Raw genomic sequence first — 22451 nt, 5'->3', positions numbered from 1 at the left:
CGCCGGTCCTCAGCCCGCGTGCCGGCCGAGCAGCGCGAGCGCCGTCCCCGCCGCCTCCAGGGGCAGCAGGACGCTCGGCTCCGCGCCGCGCAGCAGCGGCTCGGGATCCACGTAGTCCGCGCCTCCGCGTCGAGCCCCGAGGTGCAGGCACGCCTGCGCGCAGTGGCTCGCACCCTCGCCGTCGCCCGGCGCGCCGTCCCCGCCCTCCTGGAGCTCGCCGATCACCTGGCCGGCGCGCACCCGATCGCCCGCCCGCACGTCCGCCGTGACCGGCTCGTAGGTCGACAGCAGCCCGTCGGCATGGAGGATCGAGACCACGCCCCGACCGGCCACGGAACCGGCGAAGCGGACCGTCCCGTCCTCGACGGCTCGCACCTCGGCGCCGCTCGCGAGGATGTCCACGCCCCGGTGGCCCGGCCCATAGCGGTGCTCGGGCGCGACGAACGGCGCGATGATCCGGTGCGGGGACGCCATCGGCCACTCCCATCGGGCCTGCGCCGAGGCGTCCGTGCCGGCTCCGCCGCCTCCCGCGGGGTCCCCGGCAGCCCCGGGATCGCCGTGCGCGGGCACCGTCATCTGCAGCGCGGCGACCAGCACCATGCCCATCAGCGCGACCAGGAGGCGCATCGCACCGCGTGGGGCGTGGGAGCCCTGTGGGCCGTCGGGCCGGCGCGCGGTCCGGTGCACGGGAGGCGGGCCGAGCGCGGGGAGCGCGGTGCGCACGGGACGCGGGGTCCGCGCGCATCGGATCGGACGGACGGGGCGGGGACGGTGGGCCGGGTGAGGAGCCATGCCCGGATCCTCGCGCCGCGCGCGCCGTCCCGTCGGCCCCGGGGCCCCGGCGGTGGAAAACCGGGGGATGGGGAGGATCGGCGGGGTGAACGCCGCGCCGCGCGTGATGCACGGCGCTCCCCGGAGGGTGCCTGCGGGGAGCGCGGTCGGCTAGACTGACGACAGCGTCCGGCATGTCCGGGCGACTTCGCGTGCCCGCATGGTCCATCCGGTCGTCGGTCCTCGCGATCCGCGTCCCCGCCTCCCGGCGGGGTAGGGATCCGGGGAGGTCGGAGGGCCGGGCACCAGGCCCTGCGCCGTCCGGCGGCAGGGGAGAACCGAGAATGCAGGTCCTGCGCGAGGACCGCGGACGCCGCCACGGTGCGCCGCGCGAGCCCAGGGCCGGGAAAGAGACAGACCATGGCAGTCGTCACCATGCGCCAGCTCCTCGAGAGCGGCGTCCACTTCGGACACCAGACCCGTCGCTGGAACCCGAAGGTGAAGCGCTTCGTGTTCGCCGAGCGCAACGGCATCTACATCGTCGACCTGATGCAGACGCTCACCTACATCGACAAGGCGTACGAGTTCGTCCGCGCGACCGTCGCCCACGGCGGAACCATCCTGTTCGTCGGCACGAAGAAGCAGGCGCAGGAGTCCATCCGCGAGCAGGCCACCCGCGTGGGCATGCCCTACGTGAACCAGCGCTGGCTCGGCGGCATGCTCACCAACCTGCAGACGGTCTCGCAGCGCGTGAACCGCCTCAAGGAGCTCGAGCAGATCGACTTCGACGATGTGGCCTCCTCCGGCCGCACCAAGAAGGAGCTGCTGATGATGCGCCGCGAGAAGGACAAGCTCGAGAAGACCCTGGGCGGCATCCGCGACATGGGCCGCACCCCGAGCGCCGTCTGGATCGTGGACACCAACAAGGAGCACCTCGCCGTCGACGAGGCCCAGAAGCTCAACATCCCGGTCGTCGCGATCCTCGACACCAACTGCGACCCCGACGAGATCACCTACCCGATCCCGGGCAACGACGACGCGATCCGCTCCGTCGCCCTGCTGACCCGCGTCGTGGCCGACGCCGTCGCCGCGGGCCTCCAGGATCGCCACGCGAAGTCGGAGAAGGGCGAGAAGAACGTTTCCGCGGTCGACGCGGAGCCGCTCGCCGAGTGGGAGCAGGAGCTGCTCAAGCAGTCCGAGGTCCAGCAGGACGGCGCTCCCGCCGAGGAGTCCGTCACCGCCGAGGCCGAGGGCGTCGCCGGTGCCGAGAAGAACCTCGAGGAGCAGAAGGCCGCCGCGGCCGAGGAGAAGGCCGTCGAGGAGACCCCCGAGGTCCCCACCGCCGACGCCTCCGACGTCGAGGCCTCCGAGGTCCTCGGTGCCGAGGAGGACGCCAAGGCGTCCGCCGGCGAGACCGAGGTCCAGACCGAGCCCTCCGAGTGAGCGCGCTCCCCGGGCAGGGTGCGCACCCCGCGGCGCACCCTGCCCGGGGGCACCTCCCCACCTCCCCGCACGACCTCTCCCACCAGGAAGAAGGAACACATGGCGAACTACACGGCTGCTGACATCAAGGAGATCCGGGAGTCCACCGGCGCCGGGATGCTCGACGTCAAGAAGGCTCTCGACGAGGCCGAGGGCGACAAGGCCAAGGCCGTCGAGCTGATCCGCGTCAAGGGTCTCAAGGGCATCGCCAAGCGCGAGGGCCGCAGCGCCTCCGAGGGCCTCATCGCCGCGGACATCCGCGACGCCGACGGCGGTCAGGAGGGCACCCTCGTGGAGCTCAACTCCGAGACCGACTTCGTCGCCAAGAACGACAAGTTCGTCGCCCTCGGCGACGAGGCCGTGGCCGCGGCCGTCGAGTCCGGCGCGACCGACCCCGAGCAGCTCGCCGAGACCTCCTTCGGCGAGGCCCTCACCAGCGCCGCCGCGACCATGGGCGAGAAGATCGTCGTGCGCCGCATCGGCCGCGTGAAGGGCGAGGTCGTCACCTCGTACATGCACCGCACCAACAAGGACCTGCCCCCGCAGGTCGGCGTCCTCGTCGCCACCGACGAGGCCGGCGCCGAGGTCGCGCGCGACGTGGCGATGCACATCGCCGCCTACTCGCCCGCGTACCTCACGCGTGACGAGGTGCCCGCGGAGATCGTCGCCGACGAGCGTCGCATCGCCGAGGAGACCGCGAAGAACGAGAACAAGCCCGAGAAGGCCATCCCGAAGATCATCGAGGGACGCCTCAACGGCTACTTCAAGGAGAACGTCCTGCTCGACCAGGCGTTCGCCAAGGATCCCAAGCAGACCGTGGGCAAGGTCCTCGAGGGCGCCGGCGGCACCCTCACGGGCTTCGTCCGCTTCCGCGTCGGCAACTGATCCCGCGCATCTGACGAGCGCCCGGGCCCCGCGCCCGCGTCGCGCCCGATTCCCGGAGGGCCCCGCATCCGCCACGGATGCGGGGCCCTCCGTCGTCGCGGGTGCGGACGTGATCACGTCCGCGCCGATCCATGGGGCCCGCCGCCCCGCGCGCCGGTATCATCGCCCGAGACCTCGACCGGAAGGACCTTCCATGACCCAGGCGTCCGTCACCTCCCAGATCCCGGTTCTCCCGAAGAAGGAGGGCGGCCGCCGCGTCCTCCTCAAGCTCTCGGGCGAAGCCTTCGGCGGCGGCACCGTGGGCGTCGACCCCGATGTCGTCTCCCGCATCGCCGGCGAGATCGCCGAGGGCGTCGCGCAGGGCGTCGAGTGCGCCGTCGTCGTGGGCGGGGGCAACTTCTTCCGCGGCGCCGAGCTCTCCCAGCGCGGCATGGACCGCCGCCGCGCCGACTACATGGGCATGCTCGGCACCGTCATGAACAGCCTCGCCCTCCAGGACTTCCTCGAGCAGAAGGGCGTCTCCACGCGCGTGCAGACGGCCATCGCGATGGGCCAGGTCGCCGAGCCCTACCTGCCGCTGCGCGCCGTGCGCCACCTCGAGAAGGGCCGCGTGGTCATCTTCGGCGCGGGCGCGGGCATGCCGTACTTCTCGACCGACACGGTCGCTGTGCAGCGCGCCCTGGAGATCGGCTGCCAGGAGGTCCTGATGGCCAAGAACGGCGTGGACGGCGTCTACACCGCCGACCCGCACGAGGACCCGACCGCCGAGAAGATCGAGCAGATCACCTACAACGACGCCCTGCAGCGCGGCCTCAAGGTCGTGGACGCCACGGCCTTCAGCCTCTGCATGGACAACGCCCAGCAGATGATGGTGTTCGGCCTGGACACCCCCGGCAGCATCACCCGTGCCATGGTGGGCGACCGCATCGGCACCCTCGTCACCGGCGACTGAGCCCGCGAGGCGGGGCGGACGCCGTCCGACCCGGCCCTCACGCCCCCTCCGCAGGCGTCCCGGCCGCCGCCGGACGCGCACGACGGGGAGCGATGGGGGAGAATGGACAGCGGCCCCGGCGCACGAAGCCGGAGCCGGCACGACCTGAGCCACGAGAAGAGCAGCGAGGAGCGCGACGTGAGCGATGACATCCCCGGCATCCTGAAGGACGCCGAGAGCAAGATGACCAAGACGATCGAGGTCACCAAGGAGGAGTTCTCCACGATCCGCACCGGTCGTGCGAACGCCGCCATGTTCCAGGGCATCACCGTGGAGTACTACGGCGCCCCGACCCCGCTGAACCAGCTCGCCTCGCTGCAGTTCCCCGAGGCCCGCACGGTCATCGTCACCCCCTACGACAAGTCCTCCACGGGCGCGGTCGAGAGCGCTCTGCGCGCCTCCGACCTGGGCGTGAACCCCACGAACAACGGCGACAACCTGCGCATCGTCCTGCCGGCCCTCACCGAGGAGCGCCGCAAGGACTACATCAAGCAGGCCAAGTCCAAGGCGGAGGACGGCCGCGTGGCCGTGCGCGCCAGCCGCGGCACCGCGAAGAAGGCCATCGAGAAGCTGGTCAAGGACAAGGAGGTCGGCGAGGACGAGGGGTCGCGCGCCGAGAAGGACCTCGAGGCGCTCACCAAGAAGTTCATCGAACAGGTCGACGAGGCGCTCGCGGCCAAGGAGACCGAGCTGGCCACGGTCTGAGCGCCCGCGCTCCCTCGACCGTCCCGCTCGTCCGCGCCGTGGTCCCCGCAGCACCCGATCGCACCGCCCCGTCCCTCCCGGACGGGGCGGTGCCGGGTGCGCCCGTCGCCGAGCCCGCTGCCGGCGCCCCGGCGGCGAAGCGGCGCGGACCCGGCCGCGACCTGCGCGCGGCGATCCCCGTCGGCATCGGCCTCGTGGTCGTGCTGCTGGTGTGCCTGTTCGCCGTCCCCGTCGTCTTCCCCGCCTTCATCGCGCTCGCGCTGGTCCTCGCCGTCCTCGAGCTGACCCGTGCGCTCTCCGCCGGGGGCATGCGCGTGCCCGTGATGCCCGTGCTCGTGGGCGTGGTCGGCATGGTCGTCACCACCGAGGTCTTCCGCCTGGACGGACTGGTGGTCGCGACGGCGCTGGCCGTGTGCGTGCTGATCCTCTGGCGGGTCACCGAGTCGATGGGCACCGTCGCGCTCCGCGACGTCGCCGCGGGCGTGTTCACGATCGCCTGGGTGCCCTTCCTGGGCTGCTTCTCGCTGCTGCTCTTCGATCGGCCCGACGGGGCCCTGCTCGTGCTGCTCGCGTTCCTCGTGCCCGTCGCGAACGACACCGGCGGGTTCATCGCCGGGGTGCTCATGGGCAGGCATCCGATGGCCCCGTCGATCAGCCCCAAGAAGAGCTGGGAGGGATTCTTCGGATCCCTCGTGCTGGGCACCGCCGCGGCCGTCGTCTTCCTGGTGTTCGCGGACACCGCGCCGTGGTGGACCGGCCTGGTCATCGGCCCGGTGCTGGTGATCATCTCGACCTGCGGCGATCTCGCCGAGTCCCTGCTCAAGAGGGACCTCGGCATCAAGGACATGGGGCACATGCTGCCCGGCCACGGGGGCGTCCTGGATCGCATCGACTCGATCCTGCTGGCGGCCCCCGCCACATTCATCCTCCTGGAGGTGCTGGTATGACGCACGACCTTCCCGATCCCGCCGTGCCCGCGCCCGGCGCCCGCGATGCGGCCACGTCGGCCGACGGAGCGGGCCTGCCCGACCTCTCCCGCGAGGCGGTCCCGGGCGAGAAGATCGCCCTCGCCCCCGGCCAGCTGCAGCTGCGCCCCACCCGGCGCGGCAAGCCGCCGGCCCACCTCGCTGACCTCACGATGGACGAGCGCATCGCGGCCGTCGAGGAGATGGGCCTGCCCGGCTTCCGCGCCAAGCAGCTGTCCGTGCACTACTTCGAGCACGCGACCGTCGACCCCGAGGCGATGACGGACCTGCCCAAGGACCGCCGCGAGGAGCTCGTCGCGCGCTTCTTCCCGCAGCTGCTCACGCTCGTCTCGATGCAGAGCGCCGACAACGGCGCCACCCAGAAGATGCTCTGGCGCCTGTTCGACGGCTCCCTCGTGGAGTCCGTGCTCATGCGCTACACGGGCCGCACCACCCTGTGCATCTCCTCGGAGGCCGGCTGCGGCATGAACTGCCCATTCTGCGCGACCGGGCAGATGGGGCTGAGCCGCAACCTCTCGACCGCCGAGATCCTCGAGCAGGTGCGGATCGCCAACGGGAAGCTCGCCGCGGGCGACGTCCCCGGCGGCACCGGCCGCGTGAGCAACATCGTGTTCATGGGCATGGGCGAGCCGCTCGCGAACTACCGGCCGGTCGCGACCGTCTGCAAGCGCCTGAACGCCCCGGCCCCCGAGGGCTTCGGGATGAGCGCCCGCAACATCACCGTCTCGACCGTGGGCCTCGCCCCCGCGGTGCGCAAGCTCGTCAAGGAGGAGATCCCGGTGACGCTCGCGGTCTCCCTGCATGCTCCGGACGACGCCCTGCGCGACGAGCTCGTCCCGATCAACACCCGCTTCGACGTCGACGAGATCCTCAGCGCCGCGCACGAGTACTTCGAGGCCACCGGCCGTCGTGTGAGCATCGAGTACGCGCTGATCCGCGACATCAACGACCAGGAGCATCGTGCCCAGCTGCTCGCCGACCGCCTGATCGACAAGGGCGGGCGGCACTGGGTGCACGTGAATCCGATCCCCCTGAACCCCGTCAAGGGCTCGAAGTGGACCGCCTCGGACCCGATGGTGGAGAAGCGCTTCGTGGAGACCCTGCGGGACAACGGCATCCGCACCACGATCCGCGACACCCGCGGCTCCGACATCGACGGCGCGTGCGGCCAGCTCGCGGCGACCGTCATCGAGTCCGACACCCATCGCGCCGACCGCGAGGCGCGCGTCGCGCGCGTCGAGGCCATCGCCTCCCGTCCCGAGGACGACGAGGGGAACGTGCTCGAGGAAGCGCCCGAGACCATCGGCTGAGCGCCGGGATCCGCCCGGCGCGGCACCAGCTCCCCGCCCCGCCCGCTCGGTACAGTGGGGGAGCGGCATCGACCCCTGGAAGGAACTGCCACGTGAGCACATCGTTCGAGCGCGTCTCCCGCTTCAGCGTCGGCTACGACCCGCATGAGGTGGACGACTTCCTCGCGCGCGCCCGCACCGCCTATGAGCACGGCGGCTCCGGCTTCGACAGCGCCGACGTCACCTCGGCGAGCTTCGGCACCATCCGCGGCGGCTACGACATGCGCACCGTCGACGAGGCCCTGGATCGGCTCTCGGACGCCTTCGCCCTCCAGCAGCGCGACGACGCCATCGCCCGCCAGGGCGAGGACCAGTGGATCTCCCGCCTCACCGAGCGCGCCGAGACCCTCAAGGACCGCCTCGAGCGTCCCGCCGGGGAGCGCTTCGCCCCGGCCGCCCACGGTGAGCGCTCCTACGACCGCACGGACGTCGACGCCCTGTGCGATCAGCTCATCGCCTACTTCACCGAGGGTCTGCCGATGAGCGTGGACGACGTGCGCCGGGCGGCCTTCCGCCGCCGCAAGGGCCAGGACGGCTACCAGGAGGCCGTCGTGGACGTGTACCTCGACCACGTCGCCGACCTCATGGCCTCCGTGCCGTGATCCTGCCCGTCCGGACCCCGTCGGCCGCCTTCGGGGCCCTCCGGATCGAGCCCGCCCCCAGCGGGCGCCCCCGCCCATGACCGTCCTCCTGTACGCGCTCGGGGTGCTGGCCGTCGCCCTGGGCATCGCGGTCTCGATCGCGCTGCACGAGCTGGGGCACCTGATCCCCGCCAAGGCGTTCGGGGTGCGCGTCACCCAGTACATGATCGGCTTCGGGCCGACCATCCTCTCCCGTCGCCGCGGCGAGACCGAGTACGGCGTCAAGGCGATCCCGCTGGGCGGGTACATCCGCATGATCGGCATGTACCCGCCGCGCCGCGACGACGCCCCGGGGACGATCCGCGAGGACTCCACGGGACTGTTCCAGCAGATGGCGCAGGACGCCCGCGAGTGGGAGGCCGAGCAGTACGACCCGGCAGAGTCCCACCGCACGTTCTCCGCGCTGACCGTGCCGCGCAAGCTCGTCGTCATGCTCGGCGGGCCCACCATGAACCTCCTGATCAGCGCGGTGCTGCTCGGGGTCCTCGTGTGCGGGATCGGCCTGCCGGCGTCCTCGACGACCGTCGAGACCGTCTCCCGATGCGTGCTCCCGGCCGACGCCCCGGGGGGCACCTCCTGCACGGGGCATCCCGAGGCCCCCGCCCTCGCCGCGGGGATCGAGCCCGGCGATCGGCTGCTGGAGATCGACGGGCACGCGATCGATCAGTGGGCCGACGTCACGAGCGCCGTGCGCGGCGCCGGCGACCGCGAGATCGACGTGGTCGTCGAGCGCGACGGGGAGCGGATCACCCTGCACGCGACACCGATCCTCGACGAGCGCCCCGTGATCGCCGAGGACGGCAGCGCGAAGACCGATGCGCACGGGGACGTGGTCACCGAGGAGGTCGGCTTCCTGGGCGTCGGCCCCGGCCAGGAGCTCCGCCGGCAGTCGCCGCTCGAGGTGCCGGGCATGGTCCTGCAGACCTTCGAGGGGACCGCTCGGATCGTCGTCACGCTGCCCATGCGGCTGATCGACGTCGGGAAGGCCGCCTTCGGGGACGGCGAGCGGGATCCCGATGGTCCCATCGGCGTGGTCGGCGTGAGCAGGCTCGCGGGGGAGGTCGCGAGCGCAGACCAGCCCCGCTTCGACCTCACGGCGAAGGTCTCCACGCTGATCTCGATGCTCGCCTCGCTGAACATGGCCCTGTTCGTGTTCAACCTGATCCCGCTCATGCCCCTGGACGGCGGTCACGTCGCCGGCGCCCTCGTCGAAGGGGTCCGACGGCGGATCGCGCGCTGGCGCGGGAGGCCCGACCCGGGCCCGGTGGACATGTCGCGGCTGCTGCCGCTGACCAACGTGGTCGCGCTGCTCTTCCTCGCGATGACCGTCATGCTGCTGTATGCGGACATCGTGGACCCCATCACCCTGTTCCCGTGAGAGGCTCGGATCCATGTTCTCCCGCGGTCCTCGGCTGCGAGCCCTGAGGCCCACCGGCGTGCAGGGCGCGATCGACCACGTCCTCGCGGACCCCCTGGTCAACGCCCTTCCGGGCGCGCGGCTCGTCGACCTCCGCCACAGCCTGAGCATCGGTCAGGAGTTCAGCATCGCGGGGGAGGAGCGGCACACCGAAGGCCTCCTCTGGCACGGCGTGAACGTGTCCCCGGTGAGCGCGAGCCCCCGCTCGATCGGCCTGTTCGCCGAGCATCTCGCCGCGCGTCCCCGCCGCTGCAGCTCTATCGTCGGTGAGCGCTCGGCGGTCGCGTCGCTGTGGGCGCAGCTGGCCCCCGTCTGGGGACGGCAGATCCGCGAGCAGCGCTGGTCCCAGCCGCTGCTCGAGGCGACCGCGGCGCCGTCGCGGCCCCTGCCGCCCTCGGGTCTGCGCCGGGCCGTGCGCGGCGAGGAGGAGATCGTCTTCCCCGCCGCGGTCTCCATGTTCCGCGAGGAGGTCGGCACCGATCCGCTCGCGCACGACGGCGGTCGCGGCTACCGGGCGCGCGTGCGCGACCTCATCACCCTGGGCCGCACGTACGTGGTCGTGCGCGACGGGCGGGTGCTGTTCAAGGCCGACGTGGGCGCGGTGCTGGGTCCCGTCGCCCAGATCCACGGCGTCTGGGTGGACCCCGCGCGCCGCGGGGAGGGGGTGGGCCGCGCCGCCATGCACGACCTCGTCGGCCTGGTCGCCCGGGACCACGCCCCGCGGGTCTCCCTCTACGTCAACGACTTCAACGAGCCCGCGCGCCGCGCGTACGCCGCCGCCGGCTTCACCCAGCGCGGCGAGCTCACCACGATCCTCTTCTGAGCGCGCTCAGGGCCGCGCGATGATCAGGCGCAGGGAGCCGTCGAACGCCTCCGCCTCGCGCAGATGCCCGTGCCGCGCATCCCACGCCCCGGACTCGAGGTCCGCGCCCAGCTCGCGCACGAAGCGCTCGGAGACCTCCGGGCCCACGAAGCTCCACGCCGAGTTCGCCGTGCGGGCGCCCGCATCCAGCAGGGCCTCGGGCCGGCCGAAGTAGGCCTCGCCGAAGCCGTCGGTGCAGCCGCGCGGGATCGGCAGCTCCCGCACCTCGACGTCGCCGCCCAGGATCTCGGCGATGCGCGCTGGAGCCGGGTAGCGGGAGGCCTCGGTCGCGATCACCTCCGGCGCGTACTCGGCCAGCCAGAACCTGTCGAGCGCCGCCGGATCGCAGCTCAGCACGACGACGGGCCCGGCGGTCACGCGCCGAAGCTCGCGCAGCCCCTTCTCGAGGTCGCCCCACTGATGGACGGTGAAGGAGGCGAGCGCCGCGTCGAAGGCGCCGTCGGCGAACGGGAGGTCCTCGGCGCCCGCCTCGATCGCGGGGGCGAGGTCCGACGGCCGCTGCGCGCGCATGGTGGCGCTCGGCTCGACGGGCGTGACCTCGCGGTCCGTCGGCTCGTAGGAACCGGCGCCCGCGCCCACGTTCACCAGGGTGCGCGCGGTCCCCAGCGAGTCCTCGATCGCCTCCGCGATCCGCGGGTCCGGCCGACGGTAGGTGCGGTAGCCCGCGCCGATCGTCGAGTAGTCGGCGTCCCCGGCGGAGCCGTCGCCGCGGGGCGCCGTGGCACCTGCGGGGGCGGAGGGATCGGTGGACGTCGAGGGTGCGGGGACGGATGCGGGATCCCAGGGGTGCGTCATGCGCTCATCCTTCACCATCGGCGTCGATCGCCGGCCGGTGGGCGGTCGCGACGAACTGCAGGGCGATCCGGTCGGGGTCCTCCTGCAGACGCCAGCGGTCCCCCTCGCGCACCATGAGCTCGGGCCACGGGCACCAGGCCGAGTACGGCGTCTCCTCGAGCGAGTCGAGCACCAGGCCGGTCTCCAGCAGGGCGTTCACGATCTGTGCGAGGGAGTGGTTCCACTGGTGGCTGCGGCTGTGCGCGATCGCGGGGGCGTCGGGCGGAGCCTCGACGTAGCTGAACTCCTCGTCCCAGGTCATGGGCTGCTCGCGCTCGAAATAGGGCTGCTCGATGCGCAGCCCGTCGCTCACGTCCTCGCCGATGGCCATGAACATCGGGTGGTCGTCGCGGACGAGGAATCTGCCGCCGGGGCGCAGCAGGGAGGCGATCACGCGCGCCCAGGCGCGCACGTCGGGCAGCCAGCACAGCACCCCGATCGAGGTGTACACGAGGTCGAAGTCCCCGGTCACCGCCGCGCGCGCGTCGTACACGTTGGCCTCGACGAGCTCGAGATCGGCGCGGCAGCGCTCGGCGATCCGTGCGGCCCGGGCGAGGGAGGCGGGTGAGAGATCCAGGCCGACGACCCGGCGGGCGCCGAGGCGTGCGAGCCCGACCGTGTCGGTGCCCAGGTGGCACTGGAGGTGGATGACGTCGAGCCCCGCGAGGTCCCCGAGGCGCTCGCGGTCCTGGGCCAGCGCGGGACTGATCGCCGACGGGTCGTCGACGAGCTCCTCGATGCCGTAGCCCGAGGCCTCGTGAAGCGCCGAGCGGTCGTCCCAGTTGGCGCGGTTGTCGGCGAAGTGCTGTGCACGGGGTTCCATGGTCCGACGGTAGCGGGCGGGGGTCGCACGAGCCGAGGGGTTTTCGCGCGGCACGCTCAGAGGTACACGGCCCGCTGCACGTCGCCGCTGTCGATGTTGTCCGCGTCGTACCAGAGGAATCCGGTGTCGATCATCTTCTCGACCTTCTTCCCCGCGAGGGCCTCGATCGCGGTGCGCACGGTGAGGCGACCCATCTGCATCGGGTCCTGGGTGACGGCGCCCGCCATCTCGCCGGAGCGGATCGCCTCGACCTGCGCGCGCCCGGAGTCGAAGCCGATCACGGCCAGGTCGGTGCGCCCGGACTCCTCGACCCCCTTGAGGACGCCGATCGCCGAGCCCTCGTTGGTGCCGAACAGCCCCTTCAGGTCGGGGTGCGCGGTGACCATGGAGCGCGCGATGTCGGCCGACTTCGCCTGGTCGCCCTCGCCGTACTGCACCTCGAGCGCCTCCACCCCGGGGCCGTAATCCTCCAGCCCGGCCAGGAAGCCGTCGCGGCGGTCCGTGCCGGAGAGGGACACCTGGTCGTGGGCGACGATGCCCACCTGCCCCTTGCCGTCGATCAGCTCGCACATGTGCTTGGCGGCCTCCTTCGCGGCCGCGGCGTTGTCGGTGGCGACCGTCGCGAGCGGGATGTCGGAGTCCACACCCGAGTCGAAGGCGATCACCGGGATCCCCTTGGAGTGCGCCTCGTCGAGTGCCAGCGCCGCCGCGCGGGAGTCCAGGGCCGCGAGGCCCAGCGCGTCGGGGTTCCTCGTCACGGCGTTCTGCAGCATCGTGATCTGGGCCTCGACGTCGGTCTCCGCGGGCGGGCCCTCGAAGGTGAGGACCACGCCGTTCTCGTCGGCCTCCGCGCGGGCGCCGCGACGCACGGCCTGCCAGAACTGGTGCTGGAAGCCCTTGGAGACCAGGGCGATGTGCGTGACGTCCTCGCGCGAGCGGCCGCAGCCCGCCGCCGGCAGCAGCAGGCCCACGCCGCCGAGGGCGAGCAGCGCGCGACGGCTCGGCGCGCGCCGACCGGCACGCGACCCGCCGACCGTCCCGTCCTCGCTCCCGGTCATGCCGTGCGCTCCGCGCGGCGGCGCAGGCGGTCGATGAACACGGCCACCAGGATCACCGCGCCCAGCAGGACGTCCTGCCATTCCTGCGGGATCGAGAGGATCTGCAGACCGTTGGTGAGCACGGAGATGATGAGCGCGCCGATCATCGTGCCGACGATCGTCCCGCGCCCGCCGGACAGCGAGGTCCCGCCGATGACGACGGCGGCGATCGCGTCGAGCTCGTAGCCCATGCCGGTCGCGGGCTGCGCGGAGCCGAGCCGGGCCGAGATCATGACGCCCGCGAGCCCCGTGAACAGACCGCCCACGACGTAGACGATCATCAGCCACTTCTTCACGGCCACGCCCGCGAGCTCCGCGGCCTCCTTGTTGGAGCCGATCGCGGTCGCGTAGCGCCCCAGCAGCGTGCGGGACATGAGCATTGCCGAGATCACGGCGGCGAGGGCCAGCACGAGCACGGCGTTGGGGACCGACGGGATGATCGTCCCGGTCGAGAAGCCCATGTAGGAGGGGGCCTCGAAGTAGATCGGGGCCGCGCCGGAGATCACCAGCGCGAGCCCGGAGGCGACCATCATCATCGCCAGGGTCGCGATGAACGGCGGCAGGTCGAGGATCGCGACGCTCACCCCGTTGATCAGGCCGATGAGGCCGCCGAAGAGGATCGCGAGCACGATGCCGAGCGGGACCGGGATCCCCCAGTTCACGATGAACATGCCGCTCATCACCGCGCACAGCGCCATCCCCGTGCCCACCGACAGGTCGATGCCTGCGGTGGTGATCACGAAGGTCGCGCCGAGGGCGAGCAGGCCGATCACCACGGTCGAGTACAGGATCGTGACGATGTTCCCCCAGGTCGGGAAGATCGTGGGGCTCGCGATGGAGAAGGCGAGGAAGATCAGGACGAGGGTACCGGCGGCCAGCAGCTGCTGGAGGCGGACGCGGCGCGGTCCGCGGGGGCGGCCGGTGCCCGCCTCCTCGCGGGCCTGGGAGGCGGCGAGCGTGCTCATCGGTGTCCTTCCGTGGTGGCGGACGCGTCGGTGCGTCCGCGCTCGGGGGCGGGGTCGGGATCGGCGGTGCGGGGGTTCGCGGGGGCCTCCTCGACGGCGGCGAGGCGCATGACGGACTCGGGGTCGGCGTCGGCCGCGTCGAGCACCCCCGCGACGCGGCCCTCGGCCATGACGACGACGCGGTGGGCCAGGCGCAGCACCTCGGGAAGCTCGGAGGAGATGACGATCAGGGAGCGGCCCTGCGCGGCGAGGTCCTCGAGCAGTGCGTGGATCTCCTCCTTCGCGCCGACGTCGATGCCGCGGGTGGGCTCGTCGAAGAACAGCACGTCGCTCTCCCGCATCAGCCAGCGGCCGATGACGGCCTTCTGCTGATTGCCTCCCGAGAGGTTCTTGATCGGCTGCTCGAGGTGCGGGGTGCGGATGCGCAGGGCGCTCGCCTGCTCCTCGGCCGCCCGGCGCGCGTCGGCGCGGCGCACGAGGCCCGCGCGCTGGAAGCGGGAGCCGAGCGCTGAGAGCTCCATGTTCGCCAGCACGGAGCTCTCGAGCATGAGACCCAGACGCTTGCGGTCCTCGGGCAGGTAGCCGATGCCGGCGCGGGCCGCCTGGGCGGGGGAGCGGAAGGCGACGGGCCGCCCGCGCAGACGGACCTCGCCGCCCTGGCGGGGGAGGGATCCGATCAGCGCGCGCGCCGTCTCTGTGCGTCCGGCGCCCATCAGTCCCGCGAAGCCCAGGATCTCGCCCTCGCGCAGCTCGAAGGAGACGTCGTGGACGAGCGGCTCGCTGCGCAGGTGCTCGACGGCGAGGAGGACCGGGCGGTCCTCGCCCTCGGGCGGCGCGTCGCGCGGCGCGTGCGCGCGCCCGGAGGTGTCGACGGGGCGGCCGACCATCTTCGTGACGACCTCGTCGATGGTCGCGCCGGCCATCGGGAAGTCGTCCACGTACTCGCCGTCGCGGATCACCTGGACGCGGTCGGCGAGACCGCGCAGCTCCTCCATGCGGTGGGAGATGAAGACGACGCCGGTGCGCGGGGTGACGAAGTCGCGGATGAGGGCGTGGAGGGCGGCGGCCTCGGTCTCGTTGAGCGCGGCCGTGGGCTCGTCCATGACCAGAACACGGGCGTCGAAGCTGAGCGCCTTCGCGATCTCGACCATCTGCTGCTGGGCGACGGTGAGGTCCTCGGCGCGGGCCGACGGGTCGAGGTCCATGCCGAGCCGGTCCAGCAGGTCCCGGGTGCGCGCCTCGAGGTCGCGGGGACGGGTGAACAGGCCCGCGGCGGGATGCTCGCGGCGCAGGAAGATGTTCTGCGCCACGGTGAGCGCGGGGATCAGGTTCAGCTCCTGGTGGATGATCGCGAGCCCCTGCCGGGCCGCGTCCAGGGGACCGCTCACGCGCAGGAGGCGCCCCAGGTAGCGGAACTCGCCGGCGTCGGGGCGATGCACGCCCGTGAGCACCTTCATGAGTGTGGACTTCCCGGCGCCGTTCTCCCCGACCAGGGCGAGCACCTCTCCCGCGTGCAGGTCGAGACGCATGTCGGAGAGCGCACGCACGCCGGGGAACGTCTTCACGGCTCCCCGGACCTCGAGCAGCAGCTCGCCCTCGGGGTCGGAAGCCCTCTGCGGATCCGTCATCGCACACGCACCGTCCGGACATCATCGTCGGAAATCGATTACTCGATGGTAGAGGGCGGCGGGTGCGTCATGTCAACCCGGATCGCGCCGTACCCGGCCGCTGCACCCCTCCGCAGGTCGTGCCACCCCTCGCCCCGGTTCCACCCCAGGTCGTAGCCCCGATGGCGAGGACGACCCCGGAGGCCGATGCGATGAGGGCGGCGCGGCGCGAGGATGGGGACATCCCGGTCGGAGCGGCGGGCCGACGAGCACGAGCACCGGCCGCCGCCCGGCCCGCAGAACCTCGACGAAGGAGAGAAAGATGGCCCACACCTCCATGAGCGTCCGCACCGGCGACGAGACCGGGCGGGGCACGGCGAGCCTCGTCATCGGCGTCTGCTCCCTGCTGGCCGGCTGGATCCTCATCGGCCCCATCATCGGCCTGTGGCTGGGCATCTCCTCGCGCGGTCGTGAGCCGCTGGCCCGTGGGCGGGCCGGCTGGGGGATCGCGCTGAACCTGGTCGCGCTGCTCGGCTGGATCGTGCTCGTGGGCATCGTGCTCGTCTCCGGCGTCGGCATGGCGCTGCTCCAGCAGAACTGAGACGAGCGCCGGGCCCCGGACGTGCACCTGGCACGGGTGCGGCTCCTCTACCATGGTGGGGGGGTTCCTCACGCCGCCGTGGGGCGCCCACACCTCCGTTCGAAAGGCCCTCCATGATCCGCATGTCCTCCTCGTTCGTCCGCACCCTGCGCGAGGACCCGTCGGACGCCGAGGTCGCGAGCCACAAGCTGCTGGTGCGCGCCGGGTACATCCGCCGCAGCGCGCCGGGCGTGTACACCTGGCTGCCGCTGGGCCTGCGGGTGATGCGGAAGGTCGAGCAGATCGTGCGCGAGGAGCAGGACGCGATCGGCGGCAACGAGCTGCTGTTCTCCGCGCTGCAGCCCCGCGAGCCCTACGAGGCGACCGGCCGCTGGGAGGAGTACGGGCCCACCCTGTTCCGGCTGAAGGACCGCAAGCAGGCCGACTACCTGCTCGCGCCCACCCACGAGGAGATGTTCACCCTCGCGGTGAAGGATCTGTTCAACTCGTACAAGGACCTCCCGGTCATGCTGTACCAGATCCAGACCAAGTACCGCGACGAGGCGCGTCCGCGCGCCGGCCTGCTGCGCGTGCGCGAGTTCATCATGAAGGACGCCTACTCCTTCGACATCGACGACGCCGGCCTGGACGCCTCCTACTTCAAGCAGCGCGGCGCCTACCAGCGCACCTTCGAGCGCCTGGGCCTGCCCACGGTGATCTGCCAGGCCGACGCCGGCGCCATGGGCGGCTCCCGCTCCGAGGAGTTCCTGCACCCCACGCCGATCGGCGAGGACACCTTCGTGGTCTCCGAGGGCGGCTATGCCGCGAACGTCGAGGCCGTCACGACCGTCGTCCCCGAGGCGCTGCCCGAGGACCGGATCGCGCAGCTGCCCGCCGCGCACGTCGAAGACACCCCGGGCGCCTCGACCATCGCGAAGCTCACGGACTTCTCCAACGAGGCCTTCCCCGGCAAGGGGTACGTCACGGAGTCGGGGGAGTGGACCCGCTTCGAGATGCTCAAGCACCTCGTCTACCTGCTCACCCACCCCGACGGCACGACGGAGCCGCTCGTGATCGCCCTGCCCGGCGATCGCGAGGTCGACGACAAGCGCCTCGAGGTGGCCGTGGCCCCCGCGATCGCGACGGCCTTCACCGAGGAGGACTTCGCGAAGCACCCCGTGCTCAAGAAGGGGTACATCGGCCCCGAGGGTCTGGGCCTCGAGGCGCCGTCCAAGATCCGCTATGTCGTCGACCCCCGCGTCGTCCCGGGCACCCGCTGGGTCGCCGGGGCCGGCGCGAAGGACAAGCACGTCTACGACCTCGTCTTCGGCCGCGATTTCACGGCCGACGGCACGATCGAGGCCGCGGAGGTCCGCGACGGCGACCCGGCGCCCGACGGCTCGGGCCCGATGCGCCTGACCCGCGGCATGGAGATGGGGCACATCTTCCAGCTGGGACGGAAGTACGCCGAGGCGCTCGACCTGCGCGTGCTCGACGAGAACGGCAAGTCGGCCGTGGTGACCATGGGCTCCTACGGCATCGGCGTCACGCGCGCGGTCGCCGCGATCGCCGAGCTGCACCACGACGAGAAGGGCCTGACCTGGCCGCGCGCCGTCGCCCCGGCCGACGTCCACGTGCTCGCGACCGGCAAGGACCAGAGCGTCTTCGACGAGGCCGACCGGATCGCGCGCGATCTCGAGGCCCAGGGCCTCGAGGTGCTCTACGACGATCGCCCGAAGGTCTCGCCGGGCGTGAAGTTCAAGGACTCGGAGCTGCTGGGCCTGCCCACCACGGTCGTCGTCGGGCGCGGGCTCGCCGAGGGCAAGGTCGAGATCCGCGATCGCGCGAGCGGCGAGGTCGCCGAGGTCTCCCCGCAGGAGGTCGTGGATCTCGTGGTCCGCGCCGTCCGCGCCTGAACCGCGCGAGCGGTCCTTCGACCCGACGCCCCGCCCCTCGCCGCGAGGGGCGGGGCGTCCGGTCTTCCGGGCCGGGGCGCCCGGTCCTCGGGGGAGGCGGACGCCGCCGTTCAGCCCTCCGGATCGAGGGTCGGCAGCGCCGAGAGGGACGAGCGCAGTGACGCCAGCAGCACCGCCTGGTCCAGGGCGGCCGCGATCGAGAGCGATCGGCGCTCGAAGGGCGCGGCACCGGTGAGGATCACGTGGTCCTCGACGAGGGTGAGGGCGAGCGCCTCGGGCTCGTCCTTCCGCAGCTCCTGCGTGACGCCGCCGCCCGGCAGCGGGTACACGGCCGCGCGCAGCACCTCCTTCGCACCGTCCTCGCGGGCGAAGGCGCCGAGCTGCTCGGCGCGCTCGCGGTCCGCATCGCTCAGGGCGATGAGGGCCGAGCGCTTCTTCCCGCTCTCGGCGGCCGCGAGCACCTCGCGCACGTATCCCGCGTACCACTCGTCCTCCTGCGCCCGCTCGAGCGAGGAGTGGTAGTCGACCTCCGCTCCGATCGACGGCGGGTCGGACTCCGGCACGTCGCGCGCGGGCTCGATCTTCTCGGCCGACGGGGGAGCGGTGGGCTCCTCGGTGCCCGCGATCCGCGCGAGCCTCTGCGCCGCCCAGGCCGCGAAGACGCCGGTCGCGAGCATGGGGCGCGCGAGGGAGCCGGAGACCTGCCGGGCCGCGTCGGTGGTGAGATCGCGGATCGCCACGAGCAGGTCCGAGAGCCCCTGCAGGTCGGTCGGAGCGGCATCGCCGCCACCGCCGTCGTCCGCGCCTCCGTCGCTGCCGCCGTCTCCGTCGTCGCCGCCCCCGTCGCTCGACGCGGAGCTCTCGTCCTCCGCCTCGGCCCCGGTGAGCATGGCCTCGCGCTGCTGCCCGAGGGCCTCCTGCACGCCGCTCACGAGGTCGCGCGAGCGCTCGTCGGCCCCGATCCGCGCGCCGAGGCCCGTCTCGAGCAGGGCCAGCAGGTCGCGGCGGTAGAGGTCGTCGATGCCCTCCGGGGGCGGGGTGTACACGGCGGGCTGACCGACCCTCACGCCGTCGCAGCCGGACAGGGCGAGCGCGCCGAGCGAGAGCCCGCCCAGCAGGACCGCACGACGGCGGGGCCGGGGACGGGGGAGCTCGGCACGCATGAGCCCGATTCTGCCATCACCGGGCGGCTCCTCCGCCATCGCGCGGCTCCTCCGCCGTCGCGCCGCTCCGCCGCGGTCGTGCTGCCGCGACCGTCGCGCGGCATCCCGCGCGAGCACACCGCCGCTCGGGCGTGCGCCTCGCCACGTGCGCGCGGTCCGGGACCTCCCTCGCGGGCGCGACCCGCGTGCGCGGACTAGAGTGGTGTCCCCGCAGGACGCACAGCAGAACACAGGAGAAGAGGTGGGAGCCATGACCTCCGAGCAGACCATCGGACGTGTCCAGGACGCCGCATCGCAGATCCTCTCCCGCCACGGCCTCGTGCTCGAGGACGCCGCCGTCCAGGAGCGCCAGGGGACCACCGAGGTCACGCTCGTCGTCGATCTCCCCGAGGACCGCACCGGAAGCGCGGACCTCGACGCGGTCGCGGAGGCGTCCCGCGAGATCTCCGAGCTGCTGGACGAGGACGAGTCGATCCTCGGCCCCGGCCCGAGCCTCCTCGAGGTCACCACTCCAGGCGCCGAGCGCACGCTCACGCAGCCCCGCCACTTCCGCCGCTCCCGCGGCCGTCTGCTCACGACCACGCTGGCGGGCGCCGCCGGGGCGGGCGAGAAGAGCCTGCGCGCCCGGCTGCTCGCCGTCGCCGAGGACGGGACGCTCACGCTGCATCCCGAGCCCGGCGTCGACGATCGCGGACGCCCCCGGAAGCTCCCGGCGGGAACCCCGGAGTTCCTCGCCGTGCCCCTCTCGGACGTCGTCTCGGCGCGCGTCGAGGTCGAGTTCACCCCGCCGCCGGACCAGGCGCAGCTGGACGAGCTCGCCGCCCGCGCCGCCGCGGCCGTGCCCGCTCGGCAGGCCGACCACGCCGCCCCCGAGGGCGGCACCACCCGCCCCTCATCCGCCGCTGACGATTCGGAGCGCTGACATGGACATCGACATGGGAGCCCTGCGGGCCCTGGAGCGCGAGCGGGAGATCCCCGTGGACGTGCTCCTGGACGCGATCCGCCAGGCGCTGCACGCCGCCTACCTGCACACCGACCACCCGGTGAAGGACTCCGAGGTCACGATCGACGAGCGCACCGGGGCTGTCGCCGTGCTCGCCCGCGAGCGCGACGCCGAGGGCGAGCTCGTCGAGGAGTGGGACGACACCCCCGAGAACTTCGGCCGTGTCGCCGCCTCGACCGCGCGCCAGGTGATCTTCCAGCGCATCCGTCAGCTCGAGGACGACGCGGTGCTGGGCGAGTACGCCGACCGCACCGAGGACATCGTCTCGGGGATCGTCCAGCAGGGCCGCGACCCGCGCATGGTGATGGTCGACCTCGGCACCGTCGAGGCTGTGCTGCCCCCGCACGAGCGCGTGCCCGGCGAGGACTACTCGCACGGCCGCCGCATCCGCGCCTACGTCGTGGAGACCCGCCGCGGTCCCAAGGGGCCGCAGATCACGCTCTCGCGCTCGCATCCGAACTTCGTGCGGCGCCTGTTCGCGCTCGAGGTCCCGGAGGTCGCCGACGGCACCGTCGAGATCGTGGGACTCGCCCGCGAGGCGGGCCACCGCACCAAGATGGCCGTGCGCGCGACCGTGCCCGGGGTGAACCCCAAGGGTGCGTGCATCGGCCCGATGGGCGCGCGCGTCCGCTCGGTGATGAACGAGCTGAACGGCGAGAAGATCGACATCGTCGACTTCGACGAGGACCCCACCGTCTTCGTCGCCCATGCGCTCTCGCCCTCGCGCGTCACCTCGGTCGCCGTCACCGACGAGGTGGGCCGCGCCGTCCGCGCGATCGTGCCCGACGGCCAGTTCTCCCTGGCCATCGGCAAGGAGGGGCAGAACGCCCGGCTCGCCGCGAAGCTCACCGGCTGGAAGATCGACATCCGCTCGGACGCCGCCCCGGAGCAGCCCGTCGTCGCGCAGGCCGCCCCCTCGGACGAGGCGCCATCGGAGTCCGCCGCATCGGACGATCCCGCTGCCGCCGGGGGGTCCGCCGCCGAGTCCGCGCCGGGCGAGGAATCCTCGCAGCTGTAACGCACGCCTCGCGGATGCCGGGCTCCGCGAGCAGGTCGGCTACACTGGTCAGGCTGTGTGCGCGCGAACTGGAGGCCCTGTGGAGAACCGTTCCACGAGCCATCGGCCCGAGCGCACGTGCGTGGGCTGCCGCACGGTGGCCCCGCGCGACCAGCTGGTGCGCCTCGTCATGGAGCAGGCCCCCGAGGGGGTCGCCCCCCGAGTGCGTGCGGATCCCTCGGGATCCGCACCGGGTCGGGGAGCGTGGCTCCACGCCGACGCATCATGCCTCGACCTCGCCCTGAAGCGGGGCGGCTTCGCCCGGTCCTTCCGCGGCGCGGTCGACACCGGGCTCCTCGCCCGGGATCTCGAGGCCTCTTACCCACTCGCCTTCCAGGGGAACAGGTAGAAGAACCAATGGACATCCGATGAGTACTCGGTCATGAGCACCCACAGGAACTAATGGTCCGCGCCCTTCTGTCGGCCGGACCGAGACAGGAGAATTGTGGCTAAGGTCCGCGTCCACGAGCTCGCCAAGGAGCTCGGACAGCCGAGCAAGGTCGTTCTGCAGAAGCTGCAGGACATGGGCGAATTCGTCCGTTCCGCCTCCTCGACCATCGAAGCACCCGTCGCGCGCAGGCTGCGCGAGGCGTTCCCGGCCTCCGAGGCCGGCAGCGAGAAGAAGAAGCCGGCCGCGAAGCCCGGCGCCGCCAAGCCGGCTCCCGCCAAGCCCGGCGCCTCCCCGAAGGCCGCCGCCAAGGACGATGCCGCCGCGCCGGCCCCTTCGGCCCCGTCGGCCGAGAAGCCCACGCCGGCCCCGAAGCCCTCGCAGGCGGAGTCGGAGAGCGCCGAGGCGCCCGCGGCGAAGCCCTCGAGCGCTCCCTCCAAGCCCTCCGCGCCGACGCCCCGCACCGCCGCGGCGAAGCAGGAGGACGCCGCCGAGAGCGCCGCGCAGAGCGAGCAGTCCCACGCGGACGACGCGGACGGCCAGGAGTCGTCCGGCTCGGCCGCGCCCAAGCCCGGCGCCGCACCCAAGCCCGGCGGCGCCCGCCCCGGCAACAACCCGTTCGCGACCTCCCAGGGGATGCCGCGTCCCGGCCGTCCGCGCCCGCAGCGCGATGGCGGCGGCGGCAACCGCCCCGGCGGCCCGCGTCCCGGCAACAACCCCTTCGCGACCGCGCAGGGCATGCCCCGTCCCGGCGGGCCGCGCCCGCAGGGCCGCGGCGGCGCCGGCGCCGGTTCCGGCGGGGACCAGGGCTCGCGCCCGCCCCGTGAGGGCGGCGCGCGCTCCGGCGCTCCCCGTCCCGGCATGCCCACCCCGGGCATCATGCGCCAGCACTCCCACGGCGGCCTCGC

21 protein-coding genes and 1 pseudogene are annotated in these 22451 nt (G+C 72.8%); 15 read left to right on the top strand and 7 right to left on the bottom strand.

The window, feature by feature from the left end; translation table 11 throughout:
• Positions 1 to 9: 9 nt before the first annotated feature.
• The gene (locus ACFQ53_RS16010; protein WP_377861423.1) at positions 10 to 627 is read right to left on the bottom strand and encodes a murein hydrolase activator EnvC family protein; all 618 of its coding nucleotides are present in this window, start codon (positions 625 to 627) and stop codon (positions 10 to 12) included.
• A gap of 564 nt (positions 628 to 1191) precedes the next feature.
• On the opposite strand from ACFQ53_RS16010, the gene rpsB reads away from it, so the two are divergent.
• The 9 genes from rpsB to ACFQ53_RS15965 all read left to right on the top strand — a co-directional run bounded on the left by rpsB (position 1192) and on the right by ACFQ53_RS15965 (position 10050).
• Complete coding sequence (gene rpsB / locus ACFQ53_RS16005) at positions 1192 to 2214, top strand: 30S ribosomal protein S2 (RefSeq protein WP_200503596.1); 1023 nt, start codon at positions 1192 to 1194, stop codon at positions 2212 to 2214.
• Between the two features lie 99 nt (positions 2215 to 2313).
• Complete coding sequence (tsf, locus tag ACFQ53_RS16000) at positions 2314 to 3138, top strand: translation elongation factor Ts (RefSeq protein ID WP_249480745.1); 825 nt, start codon at positions 2314 to 2316, stop codon at positions 3136 to 3138.
• A 193-nt stretch (positions 3139 to 3331) separates the two neighbouring features.
• Positions 3332 to 4090 (top strand): UMP kinase, encoded by a 759-nt coding sequence (gene pyrH, locus ACFQ53_RS15995; RefSeq protein WP_377861420.1) that lies wholly within the window; start codon positions 3332 to 3334, stop codon positions 4088 to 4090.
• A gap of 177 nt (positions 4091 to 4267) precedes the next feature.
• Positions 4268 to 4834, top strand: coding sequence for a ribosome recycling factor (gene frr, locus ACFQ53_RS15990; RefSeq protein WP_152353597.1), 567 nt, complete (start codon positions 4268 to 4270; stop codon positions 4832 to 4834).
• A gap of 89 nt (positions 4835 to 4923) precedes the next feature.
• Positions 4924 to 5781 carry a phosphatidate cytidylyltransferase gene (locus tag ACFQ53_RS15985; protein ID WP_377861416.1) on the top strand — a complete coding sequence of 286 codons (858 nt, stop codon included), beginning with the start codon at positions 4924 to 4926 and terminating at the stop codon, positions 5779 to 5781.
• Positions 5778 to 7130, top strand: a complete 1353-nt coding sequence (gene rlmN / locus ACFQ53_RS15980; protein ID WP_377861413.1) for a 23S rRNA (adenine(2503)-C(2))-methyltransferase RlmN — start codon at positions 5778 to 5780, stop codon at positions 7128 to 7130. Before ACFQ53_RS15985 ends, rlmN begins: the two co-directional genes overlap by 4 nt.
• 92 nt (positions 7131 to 7222) lie before the next feature.
• A complete protein-coding gene (locus tag ACFQ53_RS15975; protein WP_249480741.1) occupies positions 7223 to 7771 on the top strand; it encodes a DivIVA domain-containing protein in 549 nt (182 codons plus the stop codon).
• Positions 7772 to 7847: 76 nt separating this feature from the next.
• Positions 7848 to 9188 (top strand): M50 family metallopeptidase, encoded by a 1341-nt coding sequence (locus ACFQ53_RS15970; protein WP_377861410.1) that lies wholly within the window; start codon positions 7848 to 7850, stop codon positions 9186 to 9188.
• A gap of 13 nt (positions 9189 to 9201) precedes the next feature.
• Entirely contained in the window at positions 9202 to 10050 is an 849-nt protein-coding gene (locus ACFQ53_RS15965) for a GNAT family N-acetyltransferase (RefSeq protein ID WP_377861407.1), read from the top strand.
• Between the two features lie 6 nt (positions 10051 to 10056).
• Here ACFQ53_RS15965 and ACFQ53_RS15960 read toward each other — a convergent pair whose 3' ends face one another.
• The 5 genes from ACFQ53_RS15960 to ACFQ53_RS15940 are packed head-to-tail and all read right to left on the bottom strand — an operon-like array spanning position 10057 to position 15457.
• The gene (locus tag ACFQ53_RS15960; protein ID WP_377861405.1) at positions 10057 to 10905 is read right to left on the bottom strand and encodes a class I SAM-dependent methyltransferase; all 849 of its coding nucleotides are present in this window, start codon (positions 10903 to 10905) and stop codon (positions 10057 to 10059) included.
• A 4-nt stretch (positions 10906 to 10909) separates the two neighbouring features.
• The gene (locus ACFQ53_RS15955; protein ID WP_377861402.1) at positions 10910 to 11767 is read right to left on the bottom strand and encodes a class I SAM-dependent methyltransferase; all 858 of its coding nucleotides are present in this window, start codon (positions 11765 to 11767) and stop codon (positions 10910 to 10912) included.
• 56 nt (positions 11768 to 11823) lie between these two features.
• Positions 11824 to 12825 (bottom strand): ABC transporter substrate-binding protein, encoded by a 1002-nt coding sequence (locus tag ACFQ53_RS15950; protein ID WP_377861400.1) that lies wholly within the window; start codon positions 12823 to 12825, stop codon positions 11824 to 11826.
• Positions 12822 to 13829 (bottom strand): ABC transporter permease, encoded by a 1008-nt coding sequence (locus ACFQ53_RS15945; protein WP_377861398.1) that lies wholly within the window; start codon positions 13827 to 13829, stop codon positions 12822 to 12824. Before ACFQ53_RS15945 ends, ACFQ53_RS15950 begins: the two co-directional genes overlap by 4 nt.
• A complete protein-coding gene (locus tag ACFQ53_RS15940) occupies positions 13826 to 15457 on the bottom strand; it encodes a sugar ABC transporter ATP-binding protein (RefSeq protein WP_377861395.1) in 1632 nt (543 codons plus the stop codon). The genes ACFQ53_RS15945 and ACFQ53_RS15940 overlap by 4 nt, the downstream gene beginning before the upstream one ends.
• A 301-nt stretch (positions 15458 to 15758) precedes the next feature.
• On the opposite strand from ACFQ53_RS15940, the gene ACFQ53_RS15935 reads away from it, so the two are divergent.
• A complete protein-coding gene (locus ACFQ53_RS15935; RefSeq protein ID WP_377861392.1) occupies positions 15759 to 16037 on the top strand; it encodes a hypothetical protein in 279 nt (92 codons plus the stop codon).
• A gap of 113 nt (positions 16038 to 16150) precedes the next feature.
• Positions 16151 to 17932 carry a proline--tRNA ligase gene (locus tag ACFQ53_RS15930; protein ID WP_377861390.1) on the top strand — a complete coding sequence of 594 codons (1782 nt, stop codon included), beginning with the start codon at positions 16151 to 16153 and terminating at the stop codon, positions 17930 to 17932.
• Between the two features lie 110 nt (positions 17933 to 18042).
• Here ACFQ53_RS15930 and ACFQ53_RS15925 read toward each other — a convergent pair whose 3' ends face one another.
• Entirely contained in the window at positions 18043 to 19095 is a 1053-nt protein-coding gene (locus ACFQ53_RS15925) for a DUF4439 domain-containing protein (protein ID WP_377861387.1), read from the bottom strand.
• 250 nt (positions 19096 to 19345) lie between these two features.
• Here ACFQ53_RS15925 and rimP point away from each other — a divergent pair, with 250 nt between their 5' ends.
• From rimP to ACFQ53_RS15905, 4 genes and pseudogenes are all read left to right on the top strand, one after another.
• Positions 19346 to 20017, top strand: coding sequence for a ribosome maturation factor RimP (rimP, locus tag ACFQ53_RS15920; RefSeq protein WP_377861384.1), 672 nt, complete (start codon positions 19346 to 19348; stop codon positions 20015 to 20017).
• Position 20018: 1 nt separating this feature from the next.
• A pseudogene (gene nusA / locus ACFQ53_RS15915) lies at positions 20019 to 20948 on the top strand (transcription termination factor NusA); the annotation flags it as partial.
• Between the two features lie 247 nt (positions 20949 to 21195).
• Positions 21196 to 21504: a YlxR family protein gene (locus ACFQ53_RS15910; protein ID WP_377861382.1), complete on the top strand. Its 309-nt coding sequence runs from the start codon at positions 21196 to 21198 to the stop codon at positions 21502 to 21504.
• A 96-nt stretch (positions 21505 to 21600) separates the two neighbouring features.
• The coding region (locus ACFQ53_RS15905; RefSeq protein WP_377861379.1) for a translation initiation factor IF-2 N-terminal domain-containing protein at positions 21601 to 22451 on the top strand (851 nt) is incomplete at its 3' end.

This window comes from Brachybacterium sp. NPDC056505 (genome assembly GCF_042794925.1).
GTDB lineage: Bacteria > Actinomycetota > Actinomycetes > Actinomycetales > Dermabacteraceae > Brachybacterium > Brachybacterium kimchii.
This window is presented reverse-complemented; position numbering and strand designations above follow the sequence as displayed.

Bases quoted from the DNA above. Each gene is read 5' to 3' on its own strand.
- ACFQ53_RS16010 (WP_377861423.1), bottom strand. From the start codon at position 627: ATGCGCCTCCTGGTCGCGCTGATGGGCATGGTGCTGGTCGCCGCGCTG.
- rpsB (WP_200503596.1), top strand. From the start codon at position 1,192: ATGGCAGTCGTCACCATGCGCCAGCTCCTCGAGAGCGGCGTCCACTTC.
- tsf (WP_249480745.1), top strand. From the start codon at position 2,314: ATGGCGAACTACACGGCTGCTGACATCAAGGAGATCCGGGAGTCCACC.
- pyrH (WP_377861420.1), top strand. From the start codon at position 3,332: ATGACCCAGGCGTCCGTCACCTCCCAGATCCCGGTTCTCCCGAAGAAG.
- rlmN (WP_377861413.1), top strand. From the start codon at position 5,778: ATGACGCACGACCTTCCCGATCCCGCCGTGCCCGCGCCCGGCGCCCGC.
- ACFQ53_RS15970 (WP_377861410.1), top strand. From the start codon at position 7,848: ATGACCGTCCTCCTGTACGCGCTCGGGGTGCTGGCCGTCGCCCTGGGC.
- ACFQ53_RS15965 (WP_377861407.1), top strand. From the start codon at position 9,202: ATGTTCTCCCGCGGTCCTCGGCTGCGAGCCCTGAGGCCCACCGGCGTG.
- ACFQ53_RS15960 (WP_377861405.1), bottom strand. From the start codon at position 10,905: ATGACGCACCCCTGGGATCCCGCATCCGTCCCCGCACCCTCGACGTCC.
- ACFQ53_RS15955 (WP_377861402.1), bottom strand. From the start codon at position 11,767: ATGGAACCCCGTGCACAGCACTTCGCCGACAACCGCGCCAACTGGGAC.
- ACFQ53_RS15950 (WP_377861400.1), bottom strand. From the start codon at position 12,825: ATGACCGGGAGCGAGGACGGGACGGTCGGCGGGTCGCGTGCCGGTCGG.
- ACFQ53_RS15945 (WP_377861398.1), bottom strand. From the start codon at position 13,829: ATGAGCACGCTCGCCGCCTCCCAGGCCCGCGAGGAGGCGGGCACCGGC.
- ACFQ53_RS15940 (WP_377861395.1), bottom strand. From the start codon at position 15,457: ATGACGGATCCGCAGAGGGCTTCCGACCCCGAGGGCGAGCTGCTGCTC.
- ACFQ53_RS15935 (WP_377861392.1), top strand. From the start codon at position 15,759: ATGGCCCACACCTCCATGAGCGTCCGCACCGGCGACGAGACCGGGCGG.
- ACFQ53_RS15930 (WP_377861390.1), top strand. From the start codon at position 16,151: ATGATCCGCATGTCCTCCTCGTTCGTCCGCACCCTGCGCGAGGACCCG.
- ACFQ53_RS15925 (WP_377861387.1), bottom strand. From the start codon at position 19,095: ATGCGTGCCGAGCTCCCCCGTCCCCGGCCCCGCCGTCGTGCGGTCCTG.
- rimP (WP_377861384.1), top strand. From the start codon at position 19,346: ATGACCTCCGAGCAGACCATCGGACGTGTCCAGGACGCCGCATCGCAG.